Genomic DNA, 22,242 nt, shown 5'->3' with positions numbered 1-22,242 from the left:
GGCATCGGATGCGGTGCCGTCACCGAACCAGGAAGGACGACCCATGTCGACCGTCAAGAACCCGCCAGTCGTGCGCACCGACACCCGACCGATCGCCGTCGCGGCGACCCCGCGCGTCACGCCGACCCAGTTCCGCATCGCCGGCGGGGCGAGCCTCGCGCTGCTGGCCCTGTTCGTGCTGTTCACCGCGTTGCCCTGGCCGGCCGACGGCGACGCCTACCTCGGCGATGACATCGCGGCGGTCGCCTACTCGGCCAGCCTCGCCGCGGTGATCGCCATCGCGGTTCGGAGCAGCGCCTTCGGGAGGGGCCGCGCGTGGCGGACCGTCGGCGCCGTCGCGCTGGCGGCGCTCGTCGGCGCCACCGCGTTCCTCGCCGTCGGTCCGTTGATGCCCGCCGCGAGCCTCGAGCGGGCGGAGCAGGTCATCTCGCCCCTCACCCTCGGCGTCTTCTGGCTCGCCGCCGTCGGCATCCTCGCCGCGGGGCGCTGGCGCGGACCTGCCCGGGCACTGCCGTTCCTCACGGCGAGCTGGCCCATGACCGTCGTCGGCGTGGTGCTGATCGGCGGCGGCGGGCTCGACTCGACCGCGTGGCTCGCGTTCGTCATCCACCTCGGCGTCGGGCAGGCGCTCACCGGGCTCGCGCTCGTCATCGACGCGCGACGGCTCGCCGTGGCGGCCGGCACCCGCGAATAGACTCGGGGAATGCCCTCCGCGATCCCCGCCTCGCTCGACCTCACCGCCGACGCGGTCGCCATCACGCGGGCGATCTGCGACATTCCGAGCGTGTCGGGCGACGAGACCCCGCTCGCCGATCTCATCGAACGGGCGCTGGCCGGGGCATCCCACCTCGAGGTGATTCGCGACGGCGACACGATCGTCGCGCGCACGAACCTCGGTCGCGAGCGCCGGGTCGTCATCGCGGGGCACATCGACACGGTGCCGATCAACGAGAACCTGCCGACCCGGTTCGAGACGATCGACGGCGTCGAGTACCTCTGGGGCCGCGGCACCGTCGACATGAAGGCCGGGGTCGCGGTGCAGCTGAAGCTCGCGCTCGAGCTCACCGACCCCATCGTCGACCTGACGTGGATGTGGTACGACCACGAAGAGGTCGCCGCGTCGCTCAACGGCCTCGGCCGGCTCTCGCGCAACCGGCCCGACCTGTTCGAGGGCGACTTCGCGATCCTCGGCGAACCCTCGAACGGCCAGGTCGAGGGCGGTTGCAACGGCACGCTGCGCGCCGAGGTGCGCACGAGCGGGCTGCGGGCGCACTCCGCGCGCAGCTGGGTCGGCGACAACGCGATCCACAAGCTCGCCCCGGCGCTCACCCGCCTCGCCGAGTACGAGGCCGAGACGGTCGTGGTCGACGGGCTCGCCTATCGCGAGGGCCTCAACGCCGTGCTCGTCGAGGGCGGGGTCGCGGGCAACGTCATCCCCGACGCGGCCGTGCTCACCGTGAACTACCGGTTCGCGCCGAGTCGCGACGTCGCCGAGGCCTCCGCGGTCGTGCGCGAGGTGTTCGAGGGCTTCGACGTCGACATCGTCGACAGCGCCGAGGGCGCGCGCCCCGGCCTCGACGCGCCGCTCGCGCAGCAGTTCGTGGCCGCGGTCGGCGCCGAGGCGCGCCCCAAGTACGGCTGGACGGATGTCGCGCGCTTCAGCGCCCTCGGCATCCCCGCCGTGAACTTCGGCCCGGGCGACCCGCTCAAGGCGCACGCCGACGACGAGCGGGTCGAGGTCGCGCAGATCCTCGACACCGAGCGGGCGCTGCGCGCCTGGCTCACCGGGGCATGAGCGCCGGCCCCGTGGACTCGGGGCCGGTCGTGCGCGAGCCCGACCCGTTCCGGGCGAACCGGCGGTCGCCGCGCGTGCGCTGGCGGCTGCTGCCGTGGTGGCTGAAGGTCACCCTCGTGTACGCGGGCGCCCGGGTGCTCACGACGATCATGGTGCTCGAGGTGGCGCGCCATCAGGGGCCGAACGCCTGGACGGGCGCGAAGCCCGGCTACCTTGACTTCGCGAACCTGTGGGACGCCCGCTGGTACGAGATCATCGGCATCGGCGGCTACCCGCGCGAGCTGCCGCTCACCGACGACGGTTACATCGGCGAGAACGCGTGGGCGTTCCTGCCCCTCTACCCGGGCACCACCGAGGCGATGACCCTGCTCGGCGTGCCCTGGAAGCTCGCGGCCGTCATCGTCGCGGTCGCCGCGGGCTACGGCGCCGCGCTCGTGCTGCACCGGCTCATGTCGCGGTTACTCGAGCCCGACCGGGCGCTCTTCGCGGTCGTGCTGTTCTGCATCGCGCCGGTCTCGCCGATCATGCAGTTCGGCTACGCCGAATCGCTCGGCTTCCTCTGGCTCGCGATCGCACTGCTGCTGCTCGTCGACCGACGGTACGGATGGCTCGTGCCGGTCGTCATCGCGTGGGCGTTCACCCGCCCGGGGGCGCTCGCCTTCGCGCTCACGCTCGGCATGCACTTCGTGTGGCGGTGGTGGCACCGCGACCGGGACCCGTTCCCCGTGCGCGAGCGATGGCTCGTCATCGGCGTGGGCCTCTTCACCGCCGTCGCGGGGTTCGCCTGGCCGCTCATCGTGTGGGGCGTGACGGGGCAGTTCGACGGCTACACGGCGACCGAGCTCGCCTGGCGCTCGGCGTACATCGGCCGACAGGAGCTCGTACCGCTCACGCCGTGGTTCCAGGGCGGGGCGTGGTGGGCGACCTGGAACGGGCTGCCGGCCTGGTTCGGCATGGTCGCGGTCGCCCTGCTCGCCATCGCGTTCGCCGCGATGCTCTTCCTGCCGGCGGTGCGGCGGCTCGGCGTCGACATCCGGTTCTGGCTCGCGAGCTACGGCCTGTACCTGTTCGCGGTGTTCTTCCCGCAGTCGTCGACGTTCCGCATCCTCGCGCCGATGTTCCCGATCGTGGGTGCCCTCGCCGTGCCGAGGTCGCGATGGTACCGATGGTCGATCGTGTTGCTCTTCGTGGCGCTGCAGTACTGGTGGATCGCCGGGGTGTGGCGCGTCGACGACTACGACTGGACGCCGCCCTGATCGGGGCAGGAATCCTGACCATTCGGTGGCGCGAAGCCCGGTGAACACCGGGCGAATCCGGTGCGACCGGTTATCCACATCTTCGCGGCGATTTCACAGCAACGCTCGGGATGTCCGATAATGGAATCTCAGCAGCGAAAGGGGAGCTCAATGGCGGCCATGAAGCCACGCACCGGAGACGGGCCTATGGAGGCTGTGAAGGAGGGGCGACTCATCATCGTGCGCGTGCCGCTCGAGGGTGGGGGGCGCCTCGTCGTCTCGGTGAACGACGCTGAGGCCAAGGAGCTCTACGACGTCCTCGGCGGCGTCGTGAACCCTGCCTGAGACGCACACGCACTGATCGAGCCCCGAGAGCATTCTCGGGGCTCGCTGCGTTGACGGGGCTAGGCGCCGAGCTTGACGATCTGCAGCAGGCCCTCGCCCGCCGGCGAGATCGCGGTCGCGACGGCCGACGACGACGCGAGCTCCGTGATGAGGGTCCGGAACGCGCTCGCCGCCTCGTCGCGCTTGGCCGGGTCGGCGACGCGGCCCTTCCAGAGGGCGCGGGCGACCAGCACGCTGCCGCCGGGCTTCGCGAGGCGCAGTCCGTGCTCGGCGTACTCGATGACCGACGGGGCGTCGGCGTCGATGAAGACGATGTCGTACGAGCTCTCGTTCATGCGCGGCAGCACTTCGCTCGCCCGGCCGGCGATGAGCCGCACGCGCGCGGCCGCGACGCCGGCGTCGGCGAAGTGCTGGCGTGCGTGCTGCTGGTACTCGTTCTCGGTGTCGATCGACGTGAGCATCGCGTGCCGCGCGGTCTGCAGCATCCACAGCCCCGACACGCCGAGTCCGGTGCCGACCTCGATGATCGAGCCGGCCCGCGACGCTGCGGCGATGACGGCGAGCTGCGCGCCGACCGCGGGGGAGACGGGATCGACACCGAGTTCGAGCGACTGCTGGCGTGCCTTGGCGATGGGCTCGGACTCGACGACCGACTCGTCGACGTACTTCCAGTTCAGGTCGTGTTCGGACACGGTTCAGCTCCCTGGTGGCGGCTCTCTCGACACCCCAGCCTAGGGGCGTTGCGGCGTGGCGTTCGCATGCCTCGCCGCCGACTATCCTGTAGGGGTGTTCGGTCTGACGTTCGAGAAGCTCCTCATCATCGGGGTGATCGCCGTCTTCCTGCTCGGGCCCGAACGCCTGCCGCACTACGCGGCCCAGCTCGGCCGGCTCGTGCGCTCGATGCGCGACATGGCCAACGGGGCGAAAGACCGCATGCGCGAGGAGATGGGCCCCGACTTCGACGACGTCGACTGGAAGAAGCTCGACCCCCGCCAGTACGACCCGCGCCGCATCATCCGCGAGGCGCTCACCGACGCCGACCCGTTCGCCGACGAGCCGGCACCGGCGCCCGTCGTCGCGCGCGCGGGCGTCAACGAGAACTCGGCCTACCTGCAGCGCAAGCGCAAGCGGGAGGCGCTCGGCGCGGGCGAGCCAGCGCCGTTCGACTCCGAAGCGACCTGATCGGGCGGATGCCTCGGGCCGAGGCATCCCGGCCGCCATGCTGGTTCGTCGCCGTGCTCGTTCGTCGCTGCGCCACATGCGCGTGCTCTGCGCCAGTTCACGTGGCGCGGAGCGCGGTGAAGTGGCGCAGGGCTGCGCGGTGAAGTGGCGCAGGGCGGCGCGGTGAAGCGGCGCAGGGCGCCGCGGTGAAGCGGGCGCAGAGCGCGCGCGGCGGGGCCTCGGGTCGGGCCCGGTCAGGCCCGGCGGATCGCCTTGAGCGCCCGGGCGAGCAGGAGCAGCAGCGGCGCCTGCGCCTCGTACTCCGCCGACGTGCGCGGCAGCTGCAGCAGCCCCGTCGCCTGCGAGACCGTGACGGGTTCGACGAAGCGCAGCAGGCCCGCCTCGCCGTTGCGGCGGCCGACGCCCGACTGCTTCACGCCGCCCATGGGCGCCGCGACCGACGCGAACGAGCCCCGGTAGCCCTCGTTGACGTTGACGCTGCCGGCCTCGAGGGCGTCGGCGACGCGGTGGCCGCGGCGCGGCGACCCGGTGAAGACGGCGGCGTTGAGCCCGTACTCGCTCGCGTTCGCGGCGAGGACCGCCTCCTCGTCGCCCGACACGACGTAGAGCGAGGCGATCGCGCCGAACGTCTCCTCGGCGTAGACGCGCATGTCGGGCGTGACGCCGGTGAGGATGGTCGGCTCGAACACCCAGGGCCCGAGGTCGGGGCGGGCCCGGCCGCCGACGAGCACGGTCGCGCCCTTCGCGACGGCGTCGTCGAGGTGGGCCTGCACGCGCGCGAGCTGCGCGGCGCTCGCGAGCGAGCCGAAGTCGGCGCCGAAGCCGACGGCGGCGCCGAGCTTCGCCGTGCGCAGGCGCTCGACGAGCTCGCGCTCGAAGTCGCCCGAGATCTTGCGGTCGACGAAGATCCGCTCGATCGAGACGCACAACTGGCCCATCGCCGAGAAGCACGCGTGCGCGGCGTTCGCGGCGGCGCGGGCCGGGTCGGCGTCGTCGAGCACGAGCAGGGCGTTCTTGCCGCCGAGCTCGAGGGAGGCGCCGACGAGACGGCGTCCGGCCTTCTCGGCGATCCTGCGGCCGGTCGCGGTCGAGCCGGTGAAGCAGATGTAGTCGACGGTGTCGGTGAGCGCCTCGCCGACGTCGGCGGGCTCGCCCGTCACGACGGCCCACAGCGCCTCGGGCACCCCCGCGTCGACGAACGCCCGGCGCAGCGCGAGGATCGTCAGCGCGCCCTGGTCGTCGGCCTTCTGCACGACGGCGCAGCCGGCGGCGAGGGCGGGCACGACGTCCATCGCGGCGAGGCTCAGCGCGTAGTTCCAGGGCGTGATGACGCCGACGACGCCCTTCGGTGCGAAGCGCACGCGCGTGGTCGCCACCGTCGGCACGCCCGATCGCACCGGGCGCCCGCGCAGCACCCTGCGGGCGGCGATCGCGTTGTACCGGGTGACCGACGCGGCCTGGTAGATCTCCTCGAACCCCTGGCCCCGCGTCTTGCCGCTCTCGAGCTGGATGAGGTCGAGCAGCTCCTCGCGCCGCTCGAGCAGCAGGTCGTGCGCTCGCAGCAGCACGCGGCGGCGTTCGGCGAAGCCGGCGCGGGCCCACGCGAGCTGCGCGAGGCGGGCCCGGTCGACCGCGTCGCGCACGTCGTCGGCGCTCGAGCGGGGCAGTTCGTGCAGCGTCTCGCCCGTGGTGGGCGTCGGCACGGCGGTCGTGTCGGAGCCGCTCGCGACGACGTCGTCGACGAGGCTCCGGAACAGGTCGGAGGAGGTGGTCTGGGCGGGCATGCGCACAGTCTAGGTCAATTGACCCAGTCGGCTGCCGAGTGAGTACACTTCCCCCATGACCGCAGCGGAGCGTCCACCCTCTCGAGGCGCGCTGTCCCGTGGCGTCGTCGCCCGCTACGCGATCGGTTCGCTCGGCACCGGTGGGTTCGCGACGTTGCCGGGGCTCGTCCTCGTGTACTACCTCACCGACACCCTCGGGGTGAGCGCCCTCATCGCGGGTCTCGTGGTGACGGCGGCCAAGGTCTGGGACGTCGTGATCGACCCGTGGATCGGCGGGCGCAGCGACCGCGCCCTCGTCCGCACGGGCACCCGCCGCACATGGATGCTCGTGGGCGCGATCGCCCTGCCCGTCGGCTTCGCGCTGACGTTCGCCGTGCCGGCGGGCGTCGGCACCGTGGCATCCGGGTTCTGGGTGTTCATCGCGTTCCTCGCGACCGCGACCGCGTTCAGCCTGTTCCAGGTGCCCTACATCGCACTGCCCGCCGAGCTCACGCCCGACTACGACGAGCGCACGCGCCTGCTCACGTGGCGCGTCGTCGTGCTCACGTTCGCGATCCTGCTGTTCGGCGCCGGCGGCCCAGAGATCCGCAACGCGTTCGACGACGAGGCCCTCGGCTACCTCGTGATGGCCCTCGTCGCGGGCGTCGTCATCGGGGTCGGCATGATCATCGCCTCGGGCACGGCGAAGCGGGCGGATGCCTCGGGCGCGAGCCGACCGGCCGGTGCACCGGCGATCGTGGCGGACGCCCCGCCGGCGCCCGTGACCGCGGTCGACCCCGCTCCCGCGCCGGGCGGCTACCGCGAGGGATTCGACGCGCTGCGCCGCAGCCGCGCGTTCCGCGTGCTGCTGACCGTCTTCGTGCTGCAGGGGCTCGCGACCGGCCTCATGCTCGCCGGGGCCCAGTTCACCGCGACGTGGGTGCTCGAGTCGGAGGCGGCGGTCACGCTGCTGTTCGTCGCGCTCATCGCCCCCGCGCTCGTGTTCGCGCCGCTCTGGGGTCGGCTCGCGCGCCGCATCGGCAAGGAGCGCGGCTTCCGCATCGCGAGCGTCGTGTTCGCCGTCGCGACCCTCAGCATGAGCCTGCTCGTCTGGGCGCCCGGCCCCTGGGTCTACCTGCCCGTGGCGGTCGCGGGCGCCGCGTACGCCGGCATGCAGTCGTTGCCGATGGCGATGCTGCCCGACGTGATCTCGCACGATGCCCGGCAGACCGGGCGCGACCGCGCCGGCAGCTTCGGCGGTGTCTGGACGGCGGGGGAGACGGCCGGCATGGCGCTCGGCGCGACGCTGCTCACGATCATGCTCGCGGCGACGGGGTACCTCGAGTCGACCGGGTCCGAGGTGGTCGAGCAGTCGCCCGCGGCGATCGCCGGGATCGCGTTGTCGTTCAGCCTCGTCCCCGCCGTGCTCGTCGCGATCAGCGTCGTCGTGCTGCGCGGCTACCCGCTGCGCCGGGGCGACGTGAACGTCGACGCCGTCGTCGCCGGCGGCCCCGGCATCGCCCACTCGTCCGGTTCCACCGGCGCCGACGGAACGACCGGTGCCCCGGGCACCACCGAAGGGAGCACCCGATGATCGGGTTCCGCCGCGAGGCATCCGAGATCCTGCGCGAGCTCGATGGGCTGCGCGCCGCAGACGCGCCCACCCACGGCGGGCGCGTGCTGTCGTACGTGTACGACAGCGGGATCGACGAGCTCGACGAGCTCGCCGGCCGGGCGGCCCGACGCGTGCAGCCCGTGAACGGGCTCGACCCGACGACGTTCGGGTCGGTCGCCGCGATGGAGCGCGACGTCGTCGGCTTCGCACGGCGCGTGCTCGGGGGCGGCGACGGCAGCGGCTCCGGCGACGAGGTCGTCGTCGGCTCGGTGACGTCGGGCGGCACCGAGAGCTGCCTGCTCGCGGTGAAGACCGCGCGCGACGCCTGGCGCGCCGCGCGGGTCGGCACGCCGCGCGTGCCGCGGATCGTCGCGCCCGTGACGGTGCACGCCGCGTTCCACAAGGCCGCCCACTACTTCGGGCTCGAGCTCGACCTCGTTCCCGTGGATCCGGCGACCGGCTCCCTCGCCCCGTCGGCGATCGAGGAGCGCCTCGGCGACGACGTCGCCCTCGTCGTCGTGAGCGCGCCCTCGTATCCGTTCGCGAGCCTCGACCCCGTCGCCGACGTCGCCGCCGTGACCGCCCCGCGCGGCATCGCACTCCACGTCGACGCCTGCATCGGCGGGTTCGCGCTCGCGTTCTGGCCCGGGCAGCTGCCCGCGTGGGACCTGTCGGTACCCGGCGTCACGAGCATCTCGGCCGATCTGCACAAGTACGGCTACTCGCCGAAGGGCGCGTCGGTGCTGCTCGTGCGCGGCCGCGACCGGCAGCGCCACCAGTACTTCGCGACGACGGGATGGCCGGGCTACCCGGTCGTCAACCCCACCATGACGGGCTCGAAGCCCGCCGGCCCGCTCGCCGCGGCGTGGGCGATCATCCAGGCGCTCGGCGAGCCGGGCTTCCGCGACCTGACCGCGCAGTCCGCGCGCGCGACCGCCGGGTTGCGCGCCGCGATCGACGGCATCGAGGGACTGCGCGTCGTCGGCGAACCGACGGGCCCGCTGCTCGCCGTGGCGACCGACGACGAGGCGCCCGTGACCGCGCGGGTCGACCCGCACCACTGGGCCGATGCCGCGCGATCGGCCGGCTGGCAGCTGCAGCTGCAGCCCGGGCTCGTGCAGGCCGACGGCACGCGATTGCCGCACACGACCCACCTGACCGTGACGCCCGTGACCGAACGCGTGCTGCCCGAACTCGTGCCGGCGCTCGTCGCGGCGGCCGACGAGGTGCGCGGGATCCCGCAGATCGACGGACGAGTCGTGCTCGCCGGACTCGTCGCGGCAGTGCCGGGCGAGCTCGCCGGAGCGCTCGCCGACGGCGGCGCCGACGGGATCGACGCGCTCGCGGCATCGCTCGACTCCGATGCGGCCGCGGGCGTGCTCGCGGCAGCGGGCCTGCTCGGCGGGGAGGGCGCGCTGCCCGACCAGCTCGCTCCGGTGCTCGCCCTCGTCGAGGCGCTGCCCGGCCGGCTCACCGAGCGGCTCCTCATCGAACTGCTCGCCCGCGTCGTGGAGCCGTCCCCTCCCGCTGGTTGAGGAGCGCGCGACGAAGGAGCACGCGTCTCGAAACCTGATGACCGGGTCTCGAGAGCGGCTCACGGGGTTTCGAGACGCGTCGCCGCTCCGCGTCGGCGCGCCTCGACCGGCGGGCGCGCTCAGCGCACCGAGACGTCGAGCCGACGGCCGGCGAGGTCGCGCGGCATCCCGGCCAGGCGTGCCGCGACCGCCTCGATCGCGCGCGCCGCGGGGTCGTCGGGCGCCGAGACCACCACGGGCACCCCGTCGTCGCCGCCCTGTCGCAACGCCATGCTGAGCGGCACGCTCGCGAGGAGCGGCACGGGCTCGGGCTGACCGGTCGAGAGCCGCTCGGCGACGAGCGCGCCGCCGCCCGAGCCGAACAGGTCGAGCACCTGCCCGTCGGGCTGCACGAGCCCGGCCATGTTCTCGATGACGCCGACGATGCGCTGGCCGGTCTGCCGGGCGACGACGCCCGACCGCTCGGCGACGTCGGCCGCAGCGGCCTGCGGGGTCGTGACCACGACGACCTCGGCGTTCGGCAGCAGTTGGCCGAGCGAGATCGCGATGTCGCCGGTGCCCGGCGGCAGGTCGACGAGCAGCACGTCGAGGTCGCCGAAGTAGACGTCGGTGAGGAACTGCGAGAGCGTGCGGTGGAGCATCGGCCCGCGCCACGCGACGGCCGTCGACGAGGCGCGACCGCCGGGCTCGGTCGGCTCGATGAACATGCCGATCGAGATGACCTTCACGCCGTGGGCGACGGGCGGCAGGATCATCTCGTCGACCCGGGTCGGCCGCGCCGCCAGCCCCTCCTCGTCGACGAGGCCGAGGAGCCCGGGGATCGAGAAGCCGTGCACGTCGGCGTCGATGAGGCCGACCGAGAGTCCGCGCGCCGCGAGGGCGACCGCGAGGTTGGCCGTGACGGTCGACTTGCCGACCCCGCCCTTGCCGCTCGTGACCGCGATGACCTTCGTGAGGGTGCCCGGGCCGAAGGGGTTGCCGCGGGCGGCACGACCGCCGCGGAGCCGCTCGGTGAGGGCGGCCCGCTGGTCGGGCGTCATGACCGAGAGCTCGACGGCGGCGTTGCCGGGGCCGACGACCGACTCGGCGGCCTGTCGCACGTCGCGTTCGATGCGGTCGGAGGCGGGGCATCCGACGATCGTGAGGCGGATGCCGACCTCGACGCGGCCGCCGTCGACCTCGACCACCCGGTCGACCATGTCGAGCTCGGTGATGGGCTTGCGGATCTCGGGATCGATGACCGACTCGAGCGCGCGCCGCACGGCGGCCTCGAGCGGCGACGCGGGCGCGGGCGCGCTCGCGGCGTCGACGGGCGCGTCAGCCGGCACGCTCGGCCTCCTCGTCGTCGCGCCGGTCGAGCTCCTCGAGCATCGCGCGCAGCTCGGCGCGGATGAACTCCTTCGAGGCCAGGTCCTTCACGGCGAGCCGCAGCGCGACGACCTCGCGGGCGAGGTACTCCGTGTCGGCGAGGTTGCGCTCGGCGCGCTGCCGGTCCTGCTCGATCTGCACCCGGTCGCGGTCGTCCTGCCGGTTCTGCGCGAGCAGGATGAGCGGTGCCGCGTACGACGCCTGCAGCGAGAGCACGAGGGTGAGCGCCGTGAAGCCGATCGCGATCGAGTCGAACTGCAGGTTCTCGGGGGCGAACGTGTTCCACAGCATCCAGCCGATCGCGAACACCGACAGCCCGACGAGGAACCCGGGCGTGCCCATGGCGCGCGCGACCCACTCGGTGAACCGGCCGAACCGGTCGTTGTCGCCCGAACCGCGGAAGGGGGCGGTGCGGCGGATGCCCTTCGGTGTGTCGAATCGACGGTCTTCCGACTCAGCGCGTGCCATCTGCGCCCCTCCTTCCGTACGGGATGGGGATGCTCCCCGTGGTCAGCTGGGCCCGCGCAGTGGTGCGCTTGGCCAGCTCCTGTTCATCGGGGTGACTTCGCCAGTCATCGGGCAGCAGGTAGTCGAGCACGTCGTCAATCGTCACCACCCCGACGAGTCGATGCTTCTCGTCGACCACCGGCACCGAGACGAGGTCGTAGCTCGCGAGGATGCGGCTGACCTCGGCGGCGGAGGTGTCGGCGGTCACGGGCTCGAGGCCCTGGTCGATGAGGGTGCCCAGCCGCTCGTGCGGCGGGTAGCGCAGCATGCGCTGGAAGTGCACGATGCCGAGGAACCGGCCGGTCGGCGGCTCGTAGGGGGGCAGTGTGACGCACACCGCCGCGCCGAGCGCGGGCGGCAGGTCGTGACGGCGGATGAGCGCGAGACCCTCGGCGACGGTCGCGTCGGCCGACACGATGATCGGCTCGGTGGTCATGAGTCCGCCGGCCGTGTCGGGGCCGTACGACAGCAGGAACCGCACGTCCTCGGCCTCTTCGGGCTCCATGAGCTCGAGCAGGTGCTCGCCGCGCTCCTCGGGCAGCTGCGCGATGAGGTCGGCTGCGTCGTCGGGCTGCATGTGGTCGAGCACGTCGGCCGCGCGGTCGTCGCCGAGACCGGCGAGGATGTCGACCTGGTCGGACTCGGGCATCTCCTCCAGCACGTCGGCGAGCCGGTCGTCGGGCAGCTCCTCGGCGACCTCCTGGCGGCGCTGGGCGGGCAGGTCGAGCAGGGTCGACGCGAGGTCGGCGGGCTTCAGCTCGGAGTAGGTGGCGATGAGCTGCTCGGCCGACTGGGCCTCGCCCTTGGCGATCTGCTCGCGCACCTCGCGCCACGTGACGTAGGCCGATTGGCCCTTCGAGAACGGCGACGCGCCCTTCGGCCGCCGCACGAAGAGCTGGTCGACCTCCCACTCGCCGGGCTCCTGCTCCTCGATCGCGACGTCTTCGATGGTCGCCGTGCCCGAGCCGTCGTTGAAGCTGACCTTGCGGCCGAGCATCTCGGCGATCACGCGCACCTCGCCGCCGCGCTGCTCGAAGCGGCGCAGGTTGATGAGGCCCGTCGTGATGATCTGGCCGCCGCCGATGGAGGTCACGCGCCCGATCGAGACGAACACGCGGCGCTTGCCGGGGATCTCGACGATGAGCCCGACCACGCGCGGAGGGTCGCTCTTGCGGTACACGACGAGGACGTCGCGCACCTTGCCCACTCGATCGCCATTGGGGTCGAAGACGGCGCACCCGGCGAGTCGGGCGACGAAGACTCTCGTGGCGCTCACGCTACAAACTTAGCCCCCGGATGCCCCGGGGCGGGCGCCATCCGGACGCCCGACGTCGCATCGTGGGATGATGTCCGGGTGACGAACCAGAGCCCGTTCGGCGGCCGCGCGGGCCGCGAGCTGCCGACCATGCCGAAGGGCGAGACGGTCGCGAGCTTCGAGACGTACGCCGAGGCGCAGGCCGCCGTCGACCGACTGTCGAAGGCCGAGTTCCCCGTGAAGGAGCTCGCGATCATCGGCACCGACCTGACGACGGTCGAACGCATCACGGGCAAGCTGACGTGGAGCCGGGCCGCGGGCGCCGGAGCGATCTCGGGCGCCTGGTTCGGACTCTTCCTCGGCCTGCTGTTCTTCATCTTCGCGCCGAGCGGGGCGTCGTTCGGCATCCTCGGCGCCGCCGTGCTCATCGGCGCCGGCTTCGGCATGATCTTCAGCGTCGTGTCGTACTCGGTGAACCGCCGCCGCCGCGACTTCACCTCGAACATCCAGGTGCTCGCGACCCACTACGCGATCATCATCACCGACCCGTCGCACATCGCCCGCGCCCGCAACGTGCTCGGCACGGCGGGGGCGGCGGCTCCGGCCACGCGCCCGTCCGCCCCGCCGGCACCCGCCGCCGAACCGCCTGCGCCCGAGGCGCCCGTCGCCCCGTCGCGCGACGACGCGTCGCCCGACGACGCGGGCCACGAGGCATCCGCTCCGGCCGGTGCGGGCGACGAGCCGCGCGGGCTCACCTACGGCGAAGCGCAGGATGCCGCGCGCCGCGCTGCCCGCGAGGCGGAGGCGGCCCGGCGTCGCGCGTCGGAGGACGACGGCGCCTGACCCGCGCGCACTACCAGCTGGTCGGCTTGCCGGGCGTGTACAGCCACACGTCGAAGAACGTGCCGAGCTCACTGCCCGAGACCTCTTCGGCGAGCGAGATGAAGTCGGCCGTCGTCGCCGTGCCGCCGCCGAAGCGCTCGACCCACTCGTGTGCGAGCTCGAAGAAGGCGTCGTCGCCGATCTCCACGCGGAGCGCATGCAGGGTCGCCGCGCCGCGGCCGTAGACGGGATCGGCGAAGAGCCCGAACGGGCCGGGCTCGGCGATCCGGAGCGCCCAGAACTCGTCGTCGGCGGGAATCGACATCACCTCGTCGAAGCTCTCCGCCGCCGTGTCGCGGCCCTGCTCCTCGCTCCACATCCACGAGGCGTAGCTCGCCCACCCCTCGTTGAGCCAGATGTCGGCCCAGCGGTCGGGGCTCACGTGGTCGCCCATCCACTGGTGGGCGAGCTCGTGGGCGACGGTGCCCTCGCCGGCGTTGCGGCCGAGGAAGGATCGGGTCTGCGTCTCGAGCGCGTAGCCGACGGAGTCGTCGTCGACGATCGCGCCGTACGAGACGAACGGATACGGCCCGAAGCGATCCTCGAAGAAGTCGATCATCTGCGGCGTGAGGGCGAGTGCCGCCGATGCCTCGGGCGGACGCGCCGGATCGACCGCGTCGATGATCTCGAGGCCGTCGTCGGTCGTGTACCGGTCGAGCACGTAGTCGCCGACGCTCGCGGTCGCGAGGTACGCCGCCATCGGGTCGGGCGCGTGCCAGTTCCAGGTCGTCCGTCCGCCGGCCGTCGCGGATCCCGTGAGGGTGCCGTTCGCGACGGCGACCAACCCCTCGGGGACGGTGATCGCGAAGTCGTACGTCGCCTTGTCGGTCGGGTGGTCGCTGACGGGGAACCAGGTCGCCGCCCCGTCGGGCTCGGAGACGACCACCGCGCCGTCGCGCGTGGTCACCCAGCCGTAGAGTGCGTCCTCGATGTCGCGGGGCTGCGTCGTCGTGCCGCCGTACTCGACGACCACGCGGGCGTCGTGACCGGCCTTGAGCTTGGGCCGTGGGGTGATCACGAGCTCGTTCTCGGACTGCGTGAAGGCGGCGGGCCTGCCGCCGACCGTGACCCGATGCGCCGTGAGCCCGCGAAGATCGAGGTCGAAGCGGTCGAGGTCCTGCGTAGCGAGCAGGTCGATCGTCGCGACGCCGTCGAGGTGTCCCTCGAGCGGCGCGGGAGCGGCCTCGGGCGGGGTGTAGTCGAGGTCGAGGCCGATGTGCACGAGGTCGATGCCGCCGTTGCCCGCGAGGGGGAAGTACGGGTCGCCGGCGCCGTCGACGCCCGCGCTGTAGCGCGGTTGGCCGGGCTGCCCCGGTGCGGCCGAGGCGACGACGGGAGCCGAGGCGACGGCGACGGCGAGGCCGGTCGCGCCGAGGACGGCGAGGGCGTTGCGACGGTGCGACATGGGTCCTCCTGCATGCGGATGCGATCGGGTTCGTCCCGACCCTAGCCCTGCCCGATCGCGACCCGCCAGACCCGGCCGGCTCCCAGACTCGCGATATATCGTGACGCGCATGAGCACCCGACGCGACGCCGAGCGGCCCGCCCTCGAGCTCGAGATCACCGACGAGATCGCCGAGGCCGAGCGGCCCGACCGACCCGTGCGACGCGTCCTGGGCCGGCTGCGCCGGGCGATCGGACGCCGTCCCGCGGTGCTCCGGGCCTACCGCGTGCTCGTGGCCGTGCTCGGCGGCGTGATCGCGATCGGCGGGCTGCTGCTCGTACCGCTGCCCGGGCCCGGCTGGCTCGTCGTGTTCCTCGGCCTCGCGATCCTCGGTACCGAGTTCGCGTGGGCGAAGCGCCTCGCGGCGTTCACCAAGCGTCAGCTCGCCCGGTTCTGGGCCTGGTGGCGGGCGCGACGGGCCGCGGCGGCCGAGCGCGCCTGAGCCGTCGCGTCGAACGTGCACTCGCGGCCCGCTCCAGGGGCGACGAGTGCACGCCCGGCCGTGGTGATCGGGGTGCTCAGCGGCCCGCGCCGCGCACCCATGCCTCGACGTCGTCGGCGGTGCGCGGGATGCGCACCGAGAGGTTCTCGGCGCCGTCGGCGGTGACCAGGATGTCGTCCTCGATGCGCACGCCGATGCCGCGGAACTCCTCGGGCACCGTCAGGTCGTCGGGCTGGAAGTAGAGGCCCGGCTCGATCGTGAAGATCATGCCCGCCTCGACGACGCCGTCCATGTAGAGCTCTCGGCGCGCCTGCGCGCAGTCGTGCACGTCGAGCCCGAGGTGATGGCTCGTGCCGTGCACCATGTAGCGGCGGTGGAACTGGTTGTCGGGCTCGAGCGACTCCTCGGCCGAGACGGGGAGGAAGCCCCACTCGGCGGTCTTGCGCGCGATCACCTGCATCGCCGCCGCGTGCACCTCGCGGAACACGATGCCGGGCTTCACGATCGCGAACGCGGCGTCGGCCGCCTCGAGCACCGCCTCGTACACCTGGCGCTGCACCGGAGAGAAGGTGCCGTTCACGGGGAAGGTGCGGGTGATGTCGGCCGTGTAGTAGGTGTCCATCTCGACGCCGGCGTCGAGCAGCACGAGGTCGCCGGGCACGACGGGGCCGTCGTTGCGGGTCCAGTGCAGGATCGTCGCGTGCGGACCGGCGGCGGCGATCGAGCCGTAGCCGACGTCGTTGCCGTCGAGGCGGGCGCGGGTGGCGAAGACGCCCTCGATGACGCGCTCGCCGCGCACCTCGGACGTGATGCGCGGCAGCTCGGCGAGCACCTCGCCGAAGCCGCGCTCGGTGGCCGCGATCGCGGCGCGCATCTCGCCGACCTCGAAGTCGTCCTTCACGAGGCGCAGCTCGCTGACGACGCGCGCGAGCTCGCCGTCGGGCTCGTGCTCGTCGCCGACCTCGAGCGAGAACGCGGCGTCCTGCGCGTTCTCGCTGAGCACGCGCTCGGCGGCGTAGCGGATGCGGGCGTGGTCGACGCGCTCGGTGAGCGCGGCGTCGGCCTCGCGCACGACGAGCGTCGCGGTGTCGACCGCGTCGATCACGGCGTCGAACGCGCCCAGGTCGCGGGTCGCGACGGCGAGATCGGCGGCGACGTGCTCGAGCGAGGGGCGCGGCCCGATCCAGAACTCGCCGATCGCCGCGTTCGCGTAGAACTCCTCGGAGTCGCGGCCCGCGCGCTCGCGGAAGTAGACGGTCGCCTCGTGGCCGGCGTCGCCCGTCGGCTCGAGCACGAGCACCGCACCCGGCTCGGAGTCGGAGCCCCAGCCGGTGAGGTGCGCGAACGCCGAGTGCGCGCGGTACGGGTAGTCGGTGTCGTTCGCCCGCTGCTTCATGTCGCCCGCGGGGATGATGAGACGCTGGCCGGGGAACGCGGTCGACACCTTCGCGCGGCGCGCGGCCGCGAAGGCGGCCTGCTCCCGTGCGGCGGGCAGCGCCTCCTCGCGGTCGGCCCAGCCGCTGAAGATGAACGACTTGAAGCCCTCCGAGCCCGGCGTCGTCGATCGGTTCGCGTTGCGGCCGGCCTCGTCGCCGGAGGGGTTCGCCGCAGCCGCGGTCTCAGTCGTGGAGGTGTCGCTCGAGTTCGCCATGCCCCCCATTCTCGCACCGGCGCCGGTCGCGCACGGATCGAGCGCCCGCCGTCAGCCGGCGCGCACGAGCGTCGCGACGACGGGGCGATGGTCGCTGCCGGCGCCGTCGAGCGACTCGATGACGCGGAAGCCCTCGACCGTCCACCCCGGGGTGGCCAGCACGTGGTCGATCGGGCTGCCGAGGAGCGGCGGCACGTCGGTCGGCCAGGTGCCGAGCGCCGCCGACCGGGCCGCGGCCGCGGCATCCCGGCAGCGCCCGAGGTCACCGCCGTCGACGCCGCGCCACGCGAAGTGGTCGACCGTCGCGTTGAAGTCGCCCGCCATGATCGTGTTGTCGCCGTCGCACTGCCCGGCCAGCCAGTCGAGGTCGCTGCGCCAATTGCGCAGCTCCCAGCGGATGGGCGCGACGGCGTGCACCGCGACGATCCGCGGCCCGTCGCCCGCGACCGGGTCGGCCACGACGCTCGGCAGCGTGTTCGTGTTGCCGGGCGGGCCGGGATAGTCGGCCGAGACGACCTCGTAGTCGCCGAGGTCGGGACTGATGAGCAGGGTCGTCGACCGCGCCTTCGCGATGTCGTCGTACGCCTGCGTGTGCACCCACATGGGCGAACCGCCCTCGCGCATCGCGATCGCGACCTCCTCGCCGAGCGGTTCGGTCGTCTCGGGCAGCACGACGACGTCGGCGCCCTCGTCGAGCGCGAGACCCGCGATGGTCGCCGCGTCGGGAACCTCGCCGAGCGTGTTCCACGAGAGCACGGTCACGGATGCCTCGGGGCTCGCGGCATCCGACCCGCCGCCGGTGCCGCGCACCGCGAGCACCGCGACGTTGCCGGCCGCGAACAGGGCGAACACGACCGCCATCGCGGTCGCGAACCGACGGGTCCGGCGCGGGATCGCGAGGAGCACGAACAGCACCGCCGCGAGCGCGCCGCCGGCGGCGCCGACGCCGCGGAGCGCGACGACGTGCGCCGCGATCCACTGGTTCTGCAGGCCGAACGCCTGCGGCCAGACGAGCACGGCTGCGAGGGCGGCCGTGCCGATGACGACGGTCCAGCCGACGATGCGGGGGAGCATTCCACCCACCCTACGGGCCCGGCGCTCGCCGGTTCTGGGAGGCCACCGTGAACGGAGCCGTCGATACGATGGTGGGATGCCGCGTGCTTCCGCCGCGATCGGCGAGGCCGATCTGCACACCCACTCCGTGGTGTCCGACGGCACCGAGTCGCCCGCCGAGCTCATGCGGCAGGCCGCGTCGGTCGGGCTGGCCGCCGTCGCGCTCACCGACCACGACTCGACGAGCGGCTGGGCCGAGGCCGCCGCCGCCGTGCCGGAGACGGGGGTCGCGCTCATCCCCGGCATGGAGCTGTCCACCCGCGAGGGGTTCACGAGCGTGCACCTGCTCGGCTACCTCGTGGACCCGCTCGACGAGCCGCTGCTCGCCGAGACCGCTCGCATCCGCGAGTCGCGGCTCACGCGCGCGGAGCAGATCGTGCGGCGCATCGCGCGCGACTACGACCTCAGCTGGGCCGACGTGCTCGCACAGACCGCGGAGGGCGCGACGATCGGCCGGCCGCACATCGCCGACGCGCTCGTCGCCCGCGGACACGCCCCGACGCGCTCGGCCGCGTTCGACGGCATCCTGCACCCGCGTGCCGGGTACGCCCAGCCGCACTACGCACCCGACCCGCTGACCGGCGTCCGGCTGATCCGCGCCGCCGGCGGCGTGCCGGTGCTCGCCCACCCCGGCGCCCGCGGTGCCGAGCACGTCGTGCCGCCCGAGCGGCTCGCGAAGCTCGTCGACGCGGGGCTCTTCGGCCTCGAGATCGACCACCCCGAGAACCGCCCCGACGCGAAGCCGCGGTTGCGGCAGCTCGCCGCCGAGTTCGGGCTCGAGATCACCGGCTCGAGCGACTACCACGGGTCGGGCAAGCCGAACCGGCTGGGGGAGTGCCGCACGCCGGCCGACGTCGTCGCGCGCCTCGTCGCCGAGGGCCGCGGCGCGGCGCCGGTGCTGCCGCCGGAGTAGCGCGCCGACCAGCACGTGGGAACCACGTTCCGGCGGGGGAACCACGCACGGACGTGGTTCCGACGCCGGAATGTGGTTCCGACGCGACAGCCGCGGGGCCGTGAAGCTTCGCGGGTGCGGGCGACGACCGGTCGACGGGATGCCGCGGCGGTCAGCCCTGCGGCGCGGCCGGCGCGGCGGCCTGACCGCCGCCCGAGGCTCCGCCGCGACGGCGGCGGCGACGGCGCGGGGCCGGCTTGCCGTCGTGGTGCTCGTGACCCTTGCCGTCGTGGGTGCCCGTGCCGGGCGCCTTCTGCGGCTCCGCGGCCGACCCTCCGTCGCTCGACGCGTCTCCGCCGGAGGCGCCGGTCGCGGCATCCGAACCAGCCGGCTTGCCGTTTCGGGTGCGACGGCGGTTGCGGCTGCGGGGGGCGCGCTCGGCGTCGCCCTCGGTGCGGCCGGCCGTGCTCGAACGCGTGGCGCTCGCCGCGGGTGCGGCGGGCTTCAGGCGGCCCTTGGTGCCGGCGGGGATGTCGAGATCGGTGTAGAGGTGCGGGCTCGACGAGTAGGTCTCGGTCGGCTCGGGCTGGCCGAACTCGAGGGCTCGGTTGATGAGCGCCCACTTGTGCAGGTCGTCCCAGTCGACGAAGGTGACGGCGATGCCGGTCTTTCCCGCGCGGCCGGTGCGGCCTGCGCGGTGCAGGTAGGTCTTCTCGTCGTCGGGGATCGTGTGGTTGATGACGTGCGTCACGTCGTCGACGTCGATGCCGCGCGCGGCGACGTCGGTCGCGATGAGCACGTCCTTCTTGCCCGCCTTGAACGAGGCCATCGCGCGTTCGCGCTGGTCCTGGTTGAGGTCGCCGTGCACCGCGGCCGCGTTGAAGCCGCGGTCGTTGAGCTCCTCGACGAGCTTCGCGGCGGCGCGCTTCGTGCGGGTGAAGATCACGGTCTTGCCGCGGCCCTCGGCCTGCAGGATGCGCGCGATCACCTCGTCCTTGTCGAGCGAGTGCGCACGGTAGATGACGTGCTTGATGTTCGCCTGCGTGAGGCCCTCGTCGGGGTCGTTCGCGCGGATGTGGATCGGCTTCGACATGAACCGGCGCGCGAGCGCGACGATCGGGCCGGGCATGGTCGCCGAGAAGAGCATCGTGTGGCGGACCGCGGGCACCTTCGAGAAGATCTTCTCGATGTCGGCGAGGAAGCCGAGGTCGAGCATCTTGTCGGCCTCGTCGAGCACGACCTCGCGGACGTCGGCGAGGGAGAGGATGCGCTGGTTCGCGAGGTCGATGAGGCGGCCAGGCGTGCCGACGACGATCTGCGCTCCGGCCTTGAGCTGCTCGATCTGCCCCTCGTACGCCTTGCCGCCGTAGATCGACACGACCTTCGTGGGGCGGTTCGAGGTGGCGAGCTCGAGGTCTTCGGTCACCTGCACCGCGAGCTCACGGGTCGGCACCACGACGAGCGCCTTCACGCCGTGCTCGGGGTCGTCGCCGAGGCGCTGCACGAGCGGCAGGCCGAAGCCGAAGGTCTTGCCCGTGCCCGTCTTGGCCTGGCCGATGATGTCCTGCCCGGTGAGGGCGAGGGGGATGGTCTGCTCCTGGATGGGGAAGGCATCGACGATGCCCTTGCCCGCGAGCGCGTCGACGATGTCGGACGCGATGCCGAGGTCGGTGAAAGTGGTCAAAGATCTGCCTGTCGGTCGTGCTTCGAGAGTGAAGGTCGTGAGGTGCGCCTCGACTCATCCCCGGGCGCACGGCCGCGGATCCAGCGTCCGCATGCCCTTCCACCCTATCGGAGACTGCCTGTGAGCCTCGGATAGGCTGTGTGCGTGGTGTTCTGGTCCAAGCGGCGCGGCGTGCGCCAAGAGTTGCCGCGGCTGCGTCCGCGGGTCGCGCCGACGGAATACACGAAGGTCGACTTCACCGAGCTCGCGCCCGATCCGGTGCCGTTCCTCGGCCAGGCGGCGTACATCCAGCTCGAGTTCTTCGAGAGCCTGTCGCAGGCCGTCGTCGGCGCGACGACCATGCACTCGAAAGAGCGGCTGAGCGCCGCGGCCGGCGTCGCGCTGCGCAAGCACCACGACCTCATCGCCGAACTGCGCCGGCTCGGCGTCGAACCCGATGAGGTGATGGCGCCCTTCGCGCCCGCGACCGACCGTCTCGGGCAGACCACTGCGGGCGCCGACCAGTACGAGCTCATGCTCGGCATCCACGTGACGTCGGGGATGCTCGACGACTACTTCACGCGCCTCGCCGAGGGGCTGCCGGCCGACCTCCGCACCCGGGTGCGATCGATCCTCACGGCCGGCGGCATCGGCGAGGTGCTCGACAGCGAGCTGCGCGCCGCGATCGAGGCCGAACCGGGGCTCGCCGACCGGCTCGCCCTGTGGGGGCGCAGCATCGTCGGCGACACGCTCCTCATCGCGCGTTCGGCCCAGCGCGGATCCGAACCGGCCGACCGCGCGGGCGACCGCGTGGAGCCGGTGTTCACCGAGCTCATCGCCGAGCACACGAGGCGCATGGACGCGCTCGGCCTCACGGCCTGACGGGTCGGCCGCGGCCGCTCGGCAGGTCCCGATGACGGCCGCGCACGGCGGGCCGCGCAGAGCGGCACCGCGCACGGCTCCGCCACGGCGCGATCGACGGGATGCCTCGGACCGCGCTGCTCGGGAGTCGGATCAGGCCCGGCCGAGGCCGTGGCGGGAGAGCCGCTCGAAGCGCGCGTCGTCGGCCTTCTGGCGGCCCGGACCGATGAGCCACGCCGCGGCCGCCGAGGCGATCGCCGATGCGCCGAGCGAGGCGACCCAGATCCAGCCGCCGTCCCACGCCCAGCCGAGCCACGTGAGCGCGACCCAGACCACCGCGGCGACGCCCGCGCCGATCGCGGGCACGAGCACGACCCCGCGCAGCTTGCGCAGCGGGAAGAGGAAGTGCGCGGCGACGCCGAGGATGGCGCCGCCGAGCGTGACGAAGAGGAGCTCCATCGTCAGGCGACGAATCCGACGCGACGCGACTCCTCCGAGCCGATCTCGACGTAGGCGAGCGCGGCGGCGGGCACGACGTAGACCGTGCCCTTGTCGTCGGCGAGCTTCAGGAGCGCGGACTGCCCGGCGAGCGCCGCGGCGACCGCCTGCTCGACCTCTGCGGCCGACTGCGAGGTCTCGAACCCGAGTTCACGGGGGGAGTTCTGGATGCCGATGCGAACGTCCACGGTGCGCC

22 protein-coding genes are annotated in these 22,242 nt (G+C 73.1%); 11 read left to right on the top strand and 11 right to left on the bottom strand.

What is annotated here, in order from left to right; genetic code table 11:
- The first annotated feature begins 43 nt into the window (after positions 1–43).
- From AC3RJ6_RS17740 to AC3RJ6_RS17725, 4 genes are all read left to right on the top strand, one after another.
- Positions 44–694, top strand: coding sequence for a hypothetical protein (locus tag AC3RJ6_RS17740; RefSeq protein ID WP_491428454.1), 651 nt, complete (start codon positions 44–46; stop codon positions 692–694).
- 9 nt (positions 695–703) lie between these two features.
- Positions 704–1,795: a succinyl-diaminopimelate desuccinylase gene (dapE, locus tag AC3RJ6_RS17735; protein WP_491428453.1), complete on the top strand. Its 1,092-nt coding sequence runs from the start codon at positions 704–706 to the stop codon at positions 1,793–1,795.
- The gene (locus tag AC3RJ6_RS17730; RefSeq protein WP_491428452.1) at positions 1,792–3,051 is read left to right on the top strand and encodes a hypothetical protein; all 1,260 of its coding nucleotides are present in this window, start codon (positions 1,792–1,794) and stop codon (positions 3,049–3,051) included. Before dapE ends, AC3RJ6_RS17730 begins: the two co-directional genes overlap by 4 nt.
- 150 nt (positions 3,052–3,201) lie before the next feature.
- On the top strand, positions 3,202–3,375 hold the full coding sequence (locus AC3RJ6_RS17725; RefSeq protein ID WP_067875042.1) for a DUF3117 domain-containing protein: 174 nt from the start codon (positions 3,202–3,204) through the stop codon (positions 3,373–3,375).
- A gap of 59 nt (positions 3,376–3,434) precedes the next feature.
- Here the strand turns inward: AC3RJ6_RS17725 and AC3RJ6_RS17720 are convergent, their stop codons facing one another.
- Positions 3,435–4,067 carry an O-methyltransferase gene (locus tag AC3RJ6_RS17720; RefSeq protein ID WP_491428451.1) on the bottom strand — a complete coding sequence of 211 codons (633 nt, stop codon included), beginning with the start codon at positions 4,065–4,067 and terminating at the stop codon, positions 3,435–3,437.
- 94 nt (positions 4,068–4,161) lie between these two features.
- On the opposite strand from AC3RJ6_RS17720, the gene AC3RJ6_RS17715 reads away from it, so the two are divergent.
- Entirely contained in the window at positions 4,162–4,557 is a 396-nt protein-coding gene (locus AC3RJ6_RS17715) for a sec-independent translocase (protein ID WP_491428450.1), read from the top strand.
- 233 nt (positions 4,558–4,790) lie between these two features.
- Here AC3RJ6_RS17715 and AC3RJ6_RS17710 read toward each other — a convergent pair whose 3' ends face one another.
- Complete coding sequence (locus AC3RJ6_RS17710; RefSeq protein ID WP_491428449.1) at positions 4,791–6,341, bottom strand: succinic semialdehyde dehydrogenase; 1,551 nt, start codon at positions 6,339–6,341, stop codon at positions 4,791–4,793.
- A gap of 55 nt (positions 6,342–6,396) precedes the next feature.
- On the opposite strand from AC3RJ6_RS17710, the gene AC3RJ6_RS17705 reads away from it, so the two are divergent.
- Together AC3RJ6_RS17705 and AC3RJ6_RS17700 are read left to right on the top strand one after the other, a co-directional pair.
- Positions 6,397–7,914: an MFS transporter gene (locus tag AC3RJ6_RS17705; protein WP_491428448.1), complete on the top strand. Its 1,518-nt coding sequence runs from the start codon at positions 6,397–6,399 to the stop codon at positions 7,912–7,914.
- On the top strand, positions 7,911–9,470 hold the full coding sequence (locus AC3RJ6_RS17700) for a pyridoxal phosphate-dependent decarboxylase family protein (RefSeq protein WP_491428447.1): 1,560 nt from the start codon (positions 7,911–7,913) through the stop codon (positions 9,468–9,470). Before AC3RJ6_RS17705 ends, AC3RJ6_RS17700 begins: the two co-directional genes overlap by 4 nt.
- A gap of 119 nt (positions 9,471–9,589) precedes the next feature.
- On the opposite strand, the gene AC3RJ6_RS17695 is transcribed toward AC3RJ6_RS17700, so the two are convergent.
- From AC3RJ6_RS17695 to AC3RJ6_RS17685, 3 genes are read right to left on the bottom strand one after another with little or no spacing between them, the layout of a single operon-like run.
- Positions 9,590–10,798, bottom strand: coding sequence for an Mrp/NBP35 family ATP-binding protein (locus AC3RJ6_RS17695; RefSeq protein WP_491428446.1), 1,209 nt, complete (start codon positions 10,796–10,798; stop codon positions 9,590–9,592).
- Positions 10,788–11,306, bottom strand: coding sequence for a DUF1003 domain-containing protein (locus tag AC3RJ6_RS17690; protein WP_491428444.1), 519 nt, complete (start codon positions 11,304–11,306; stop codon positions 10,788–10,790). The genes AC3RJ6_RS17695 and AC3RJ6_RS17690 overlap by 11 nt, the downstream gene beginning before the upstream one ends.
- Positions 11,293–12,621 carry a magnesium transporter MgtE N-terminal domain-containing protein gene (locus tag AC3RJ6_RS17685; RefSeq protein ID WP_491428442.1) on the bottom strand — a complete coding sequence of 443 codons (1,329 nt, stop codon included), beginning with the start codon at positions 12,619–12,621 and terminating at the stop codon, positions 11,293–11,295. The genes AC3RJ6_RS17690 and AC3RJ6_RS17685 overlap by 14 nt, the downstream gene beginning before the upstream one ends.
- Before the next feature lie 78 nt (positions 12,622–12,699).
- On the opposite strand from AC3RJ6_RS17685, the gene AC3RJ6_RS17680 reads away from it, so the two are divergent.
- Complete coding sequence (locus AC3RJ6_RS17680; RefSeq protein ID WP_491428441.1) at positions 12,700–13,443, top strand: YflT domain-containing protein; 744 nt, start codon at positions 12,700–12,702, stop codon at positions 13,441–13,443.
- Positions 13,444–13,453: 10 nt separating this feature from the next.
- Here the strand turns inward: AC3RJ6_RS17680 and AC3RJ6_RS17675 are convergent, their stop codons facing one another.
- Complete coding sequence (locus tag AC3RJ6_RS17675; protein WP_491428440.1) at positions 13,454–14,887, bottom strand: M1 family metallopeptidase; 1,434 nt, start codon at positions 14,885–14,887, stop codon at positions 13,454–13,456.
- Between the two features lie 109 nt (positions 14,888–14,996).
- Between AC3RJ6_RS17675 and AC3RJ6_RS17670 the strand changes: the two genes are divergently transcribed.
- A complete protein-coding gene (locus tag AC3RJ6_RS17670) occupies positions 14,997–15,368 on the top strand; it encodes a TIGR02611 family protein (protein ID WP_491428439.1) in 372 nt (123 codons plus the stop codon).
- Between the two features lie 76 nt (positions 15,369–15,444).
- On the opposite strand, the gene AC3RJ6_RS17665 is transcribed toward AC3RJ6_RS17670, so the two are convergent.
- Positions 15,445–17,019 carry an aminopeptidase P family protein gene (locus AC3RJ6_RS17665; protein ID WP_491428438.1) on the bottom strand — a complete coding sequence of 525 codons (1,575 nt, stop codon included), beginning with the start codon at positions 17,017–17,019 and terminating at the stop codon, positions 15,445–15,447.
- A gap of 51 nt (positions 17,020–17,070) precedes the next feature.
- Positions 17,071–18,093, bottom strand: coding sequence for an endonuclease/exonuclease/phosphatase family protein (locus AC3RJ6_RS17660; protein ID WP_491428437.1), 1,023 nt, complete (start codon positions 18,091–18,093; stop codon positions 17,071–17,073).
- Positions 18,094–18,169: 76 nt separating this feature from the next.
- Here AC3RJ6_RS17660 and AC3RJ6_RS17655 point away from each other — a divergent pair, with 76 nt between their 5' ends.
- Positions 18,170–19,045, top strand: a complete 876-nt coding sequence (locus AC3RJ6_RS17655) for a PHP domain-containing protein (protein WP_491428436.1) — start codon at positions 18,170–18,172, stop codon at positions 19,043–19,045.
- Positions 19,046–19,196: 151 nt separating this feature from the next.
- Here AC3RJ6_RS17655 and AC3RJ6_RS17650 read toward each other — a convergent pair whose 3' ends face one another.
- Complete coding sequence (locus AC3RJ6_RS17650) at positions 19,197–20,708, bottom strand: DEAD/DEAH box helicase (protein WP_491428435.1); 1,512 nt, start codon at positions 20,706–20,708, stop codon at positions 19,197–19,199.
- Positions 20,709–20,852: 144 nt separating this feature from the next.
- On the opposite strand from AC3RJ6_RS17650, the gene AC3RJ6_RS17645 reads away from it, so the two are divergent.
- On the top strand, positions 20,853–21,569 hold the full coding sequence (locus AC3RJ6_RS17645; protein WP_491428434.1) for a ferritin-like fold-containing protein: 717 nt from the start codon (positions 20,853–20,855) through the stop codon (positions 21,567–21,569).
- 132 nt (positions 21,570–21,701) lie between these two features.
- On the opposite strand, the gene AC3RJ6_RS17640 is transcribed toward AC3RJ6_RS17645, so the two are convergent.
- Positions 21,702–22,007 (bottom strand): hypothetical protein, encoded by a 306-nt coding sequence (locus AC3RJ6_RS17640; RefSeq protein ID WP_491428433.1) that lies wholly within the window; start codon positions 22,005–22,007, stop codon positions 21,702–21,704.
- Positions 22,008–22,009: 2 nt separating this feature from the next.
- On the bottom strand, positions 22,010–22,234 hold the full coding sequence (locus AC3RJ6_RS17635; RefSeq protein WP_244853400.1) for a DUF3107 domain-containing protein: 225 nt from the start codon (positions 22,232–22,234) through the stop codon (positions 22,010–22,012).
- Between the last annotated feature and the right edge of the window lie 8 nt (positions 22,235–22,242).

It is taken from the genome of Agromyces cucurbitae, from assembly GCF_058349945.1.
Note: the sequence above shows the minus strand (reverse complement) of the source record. Positions and strands in the feature narration are given on the sequence as shown.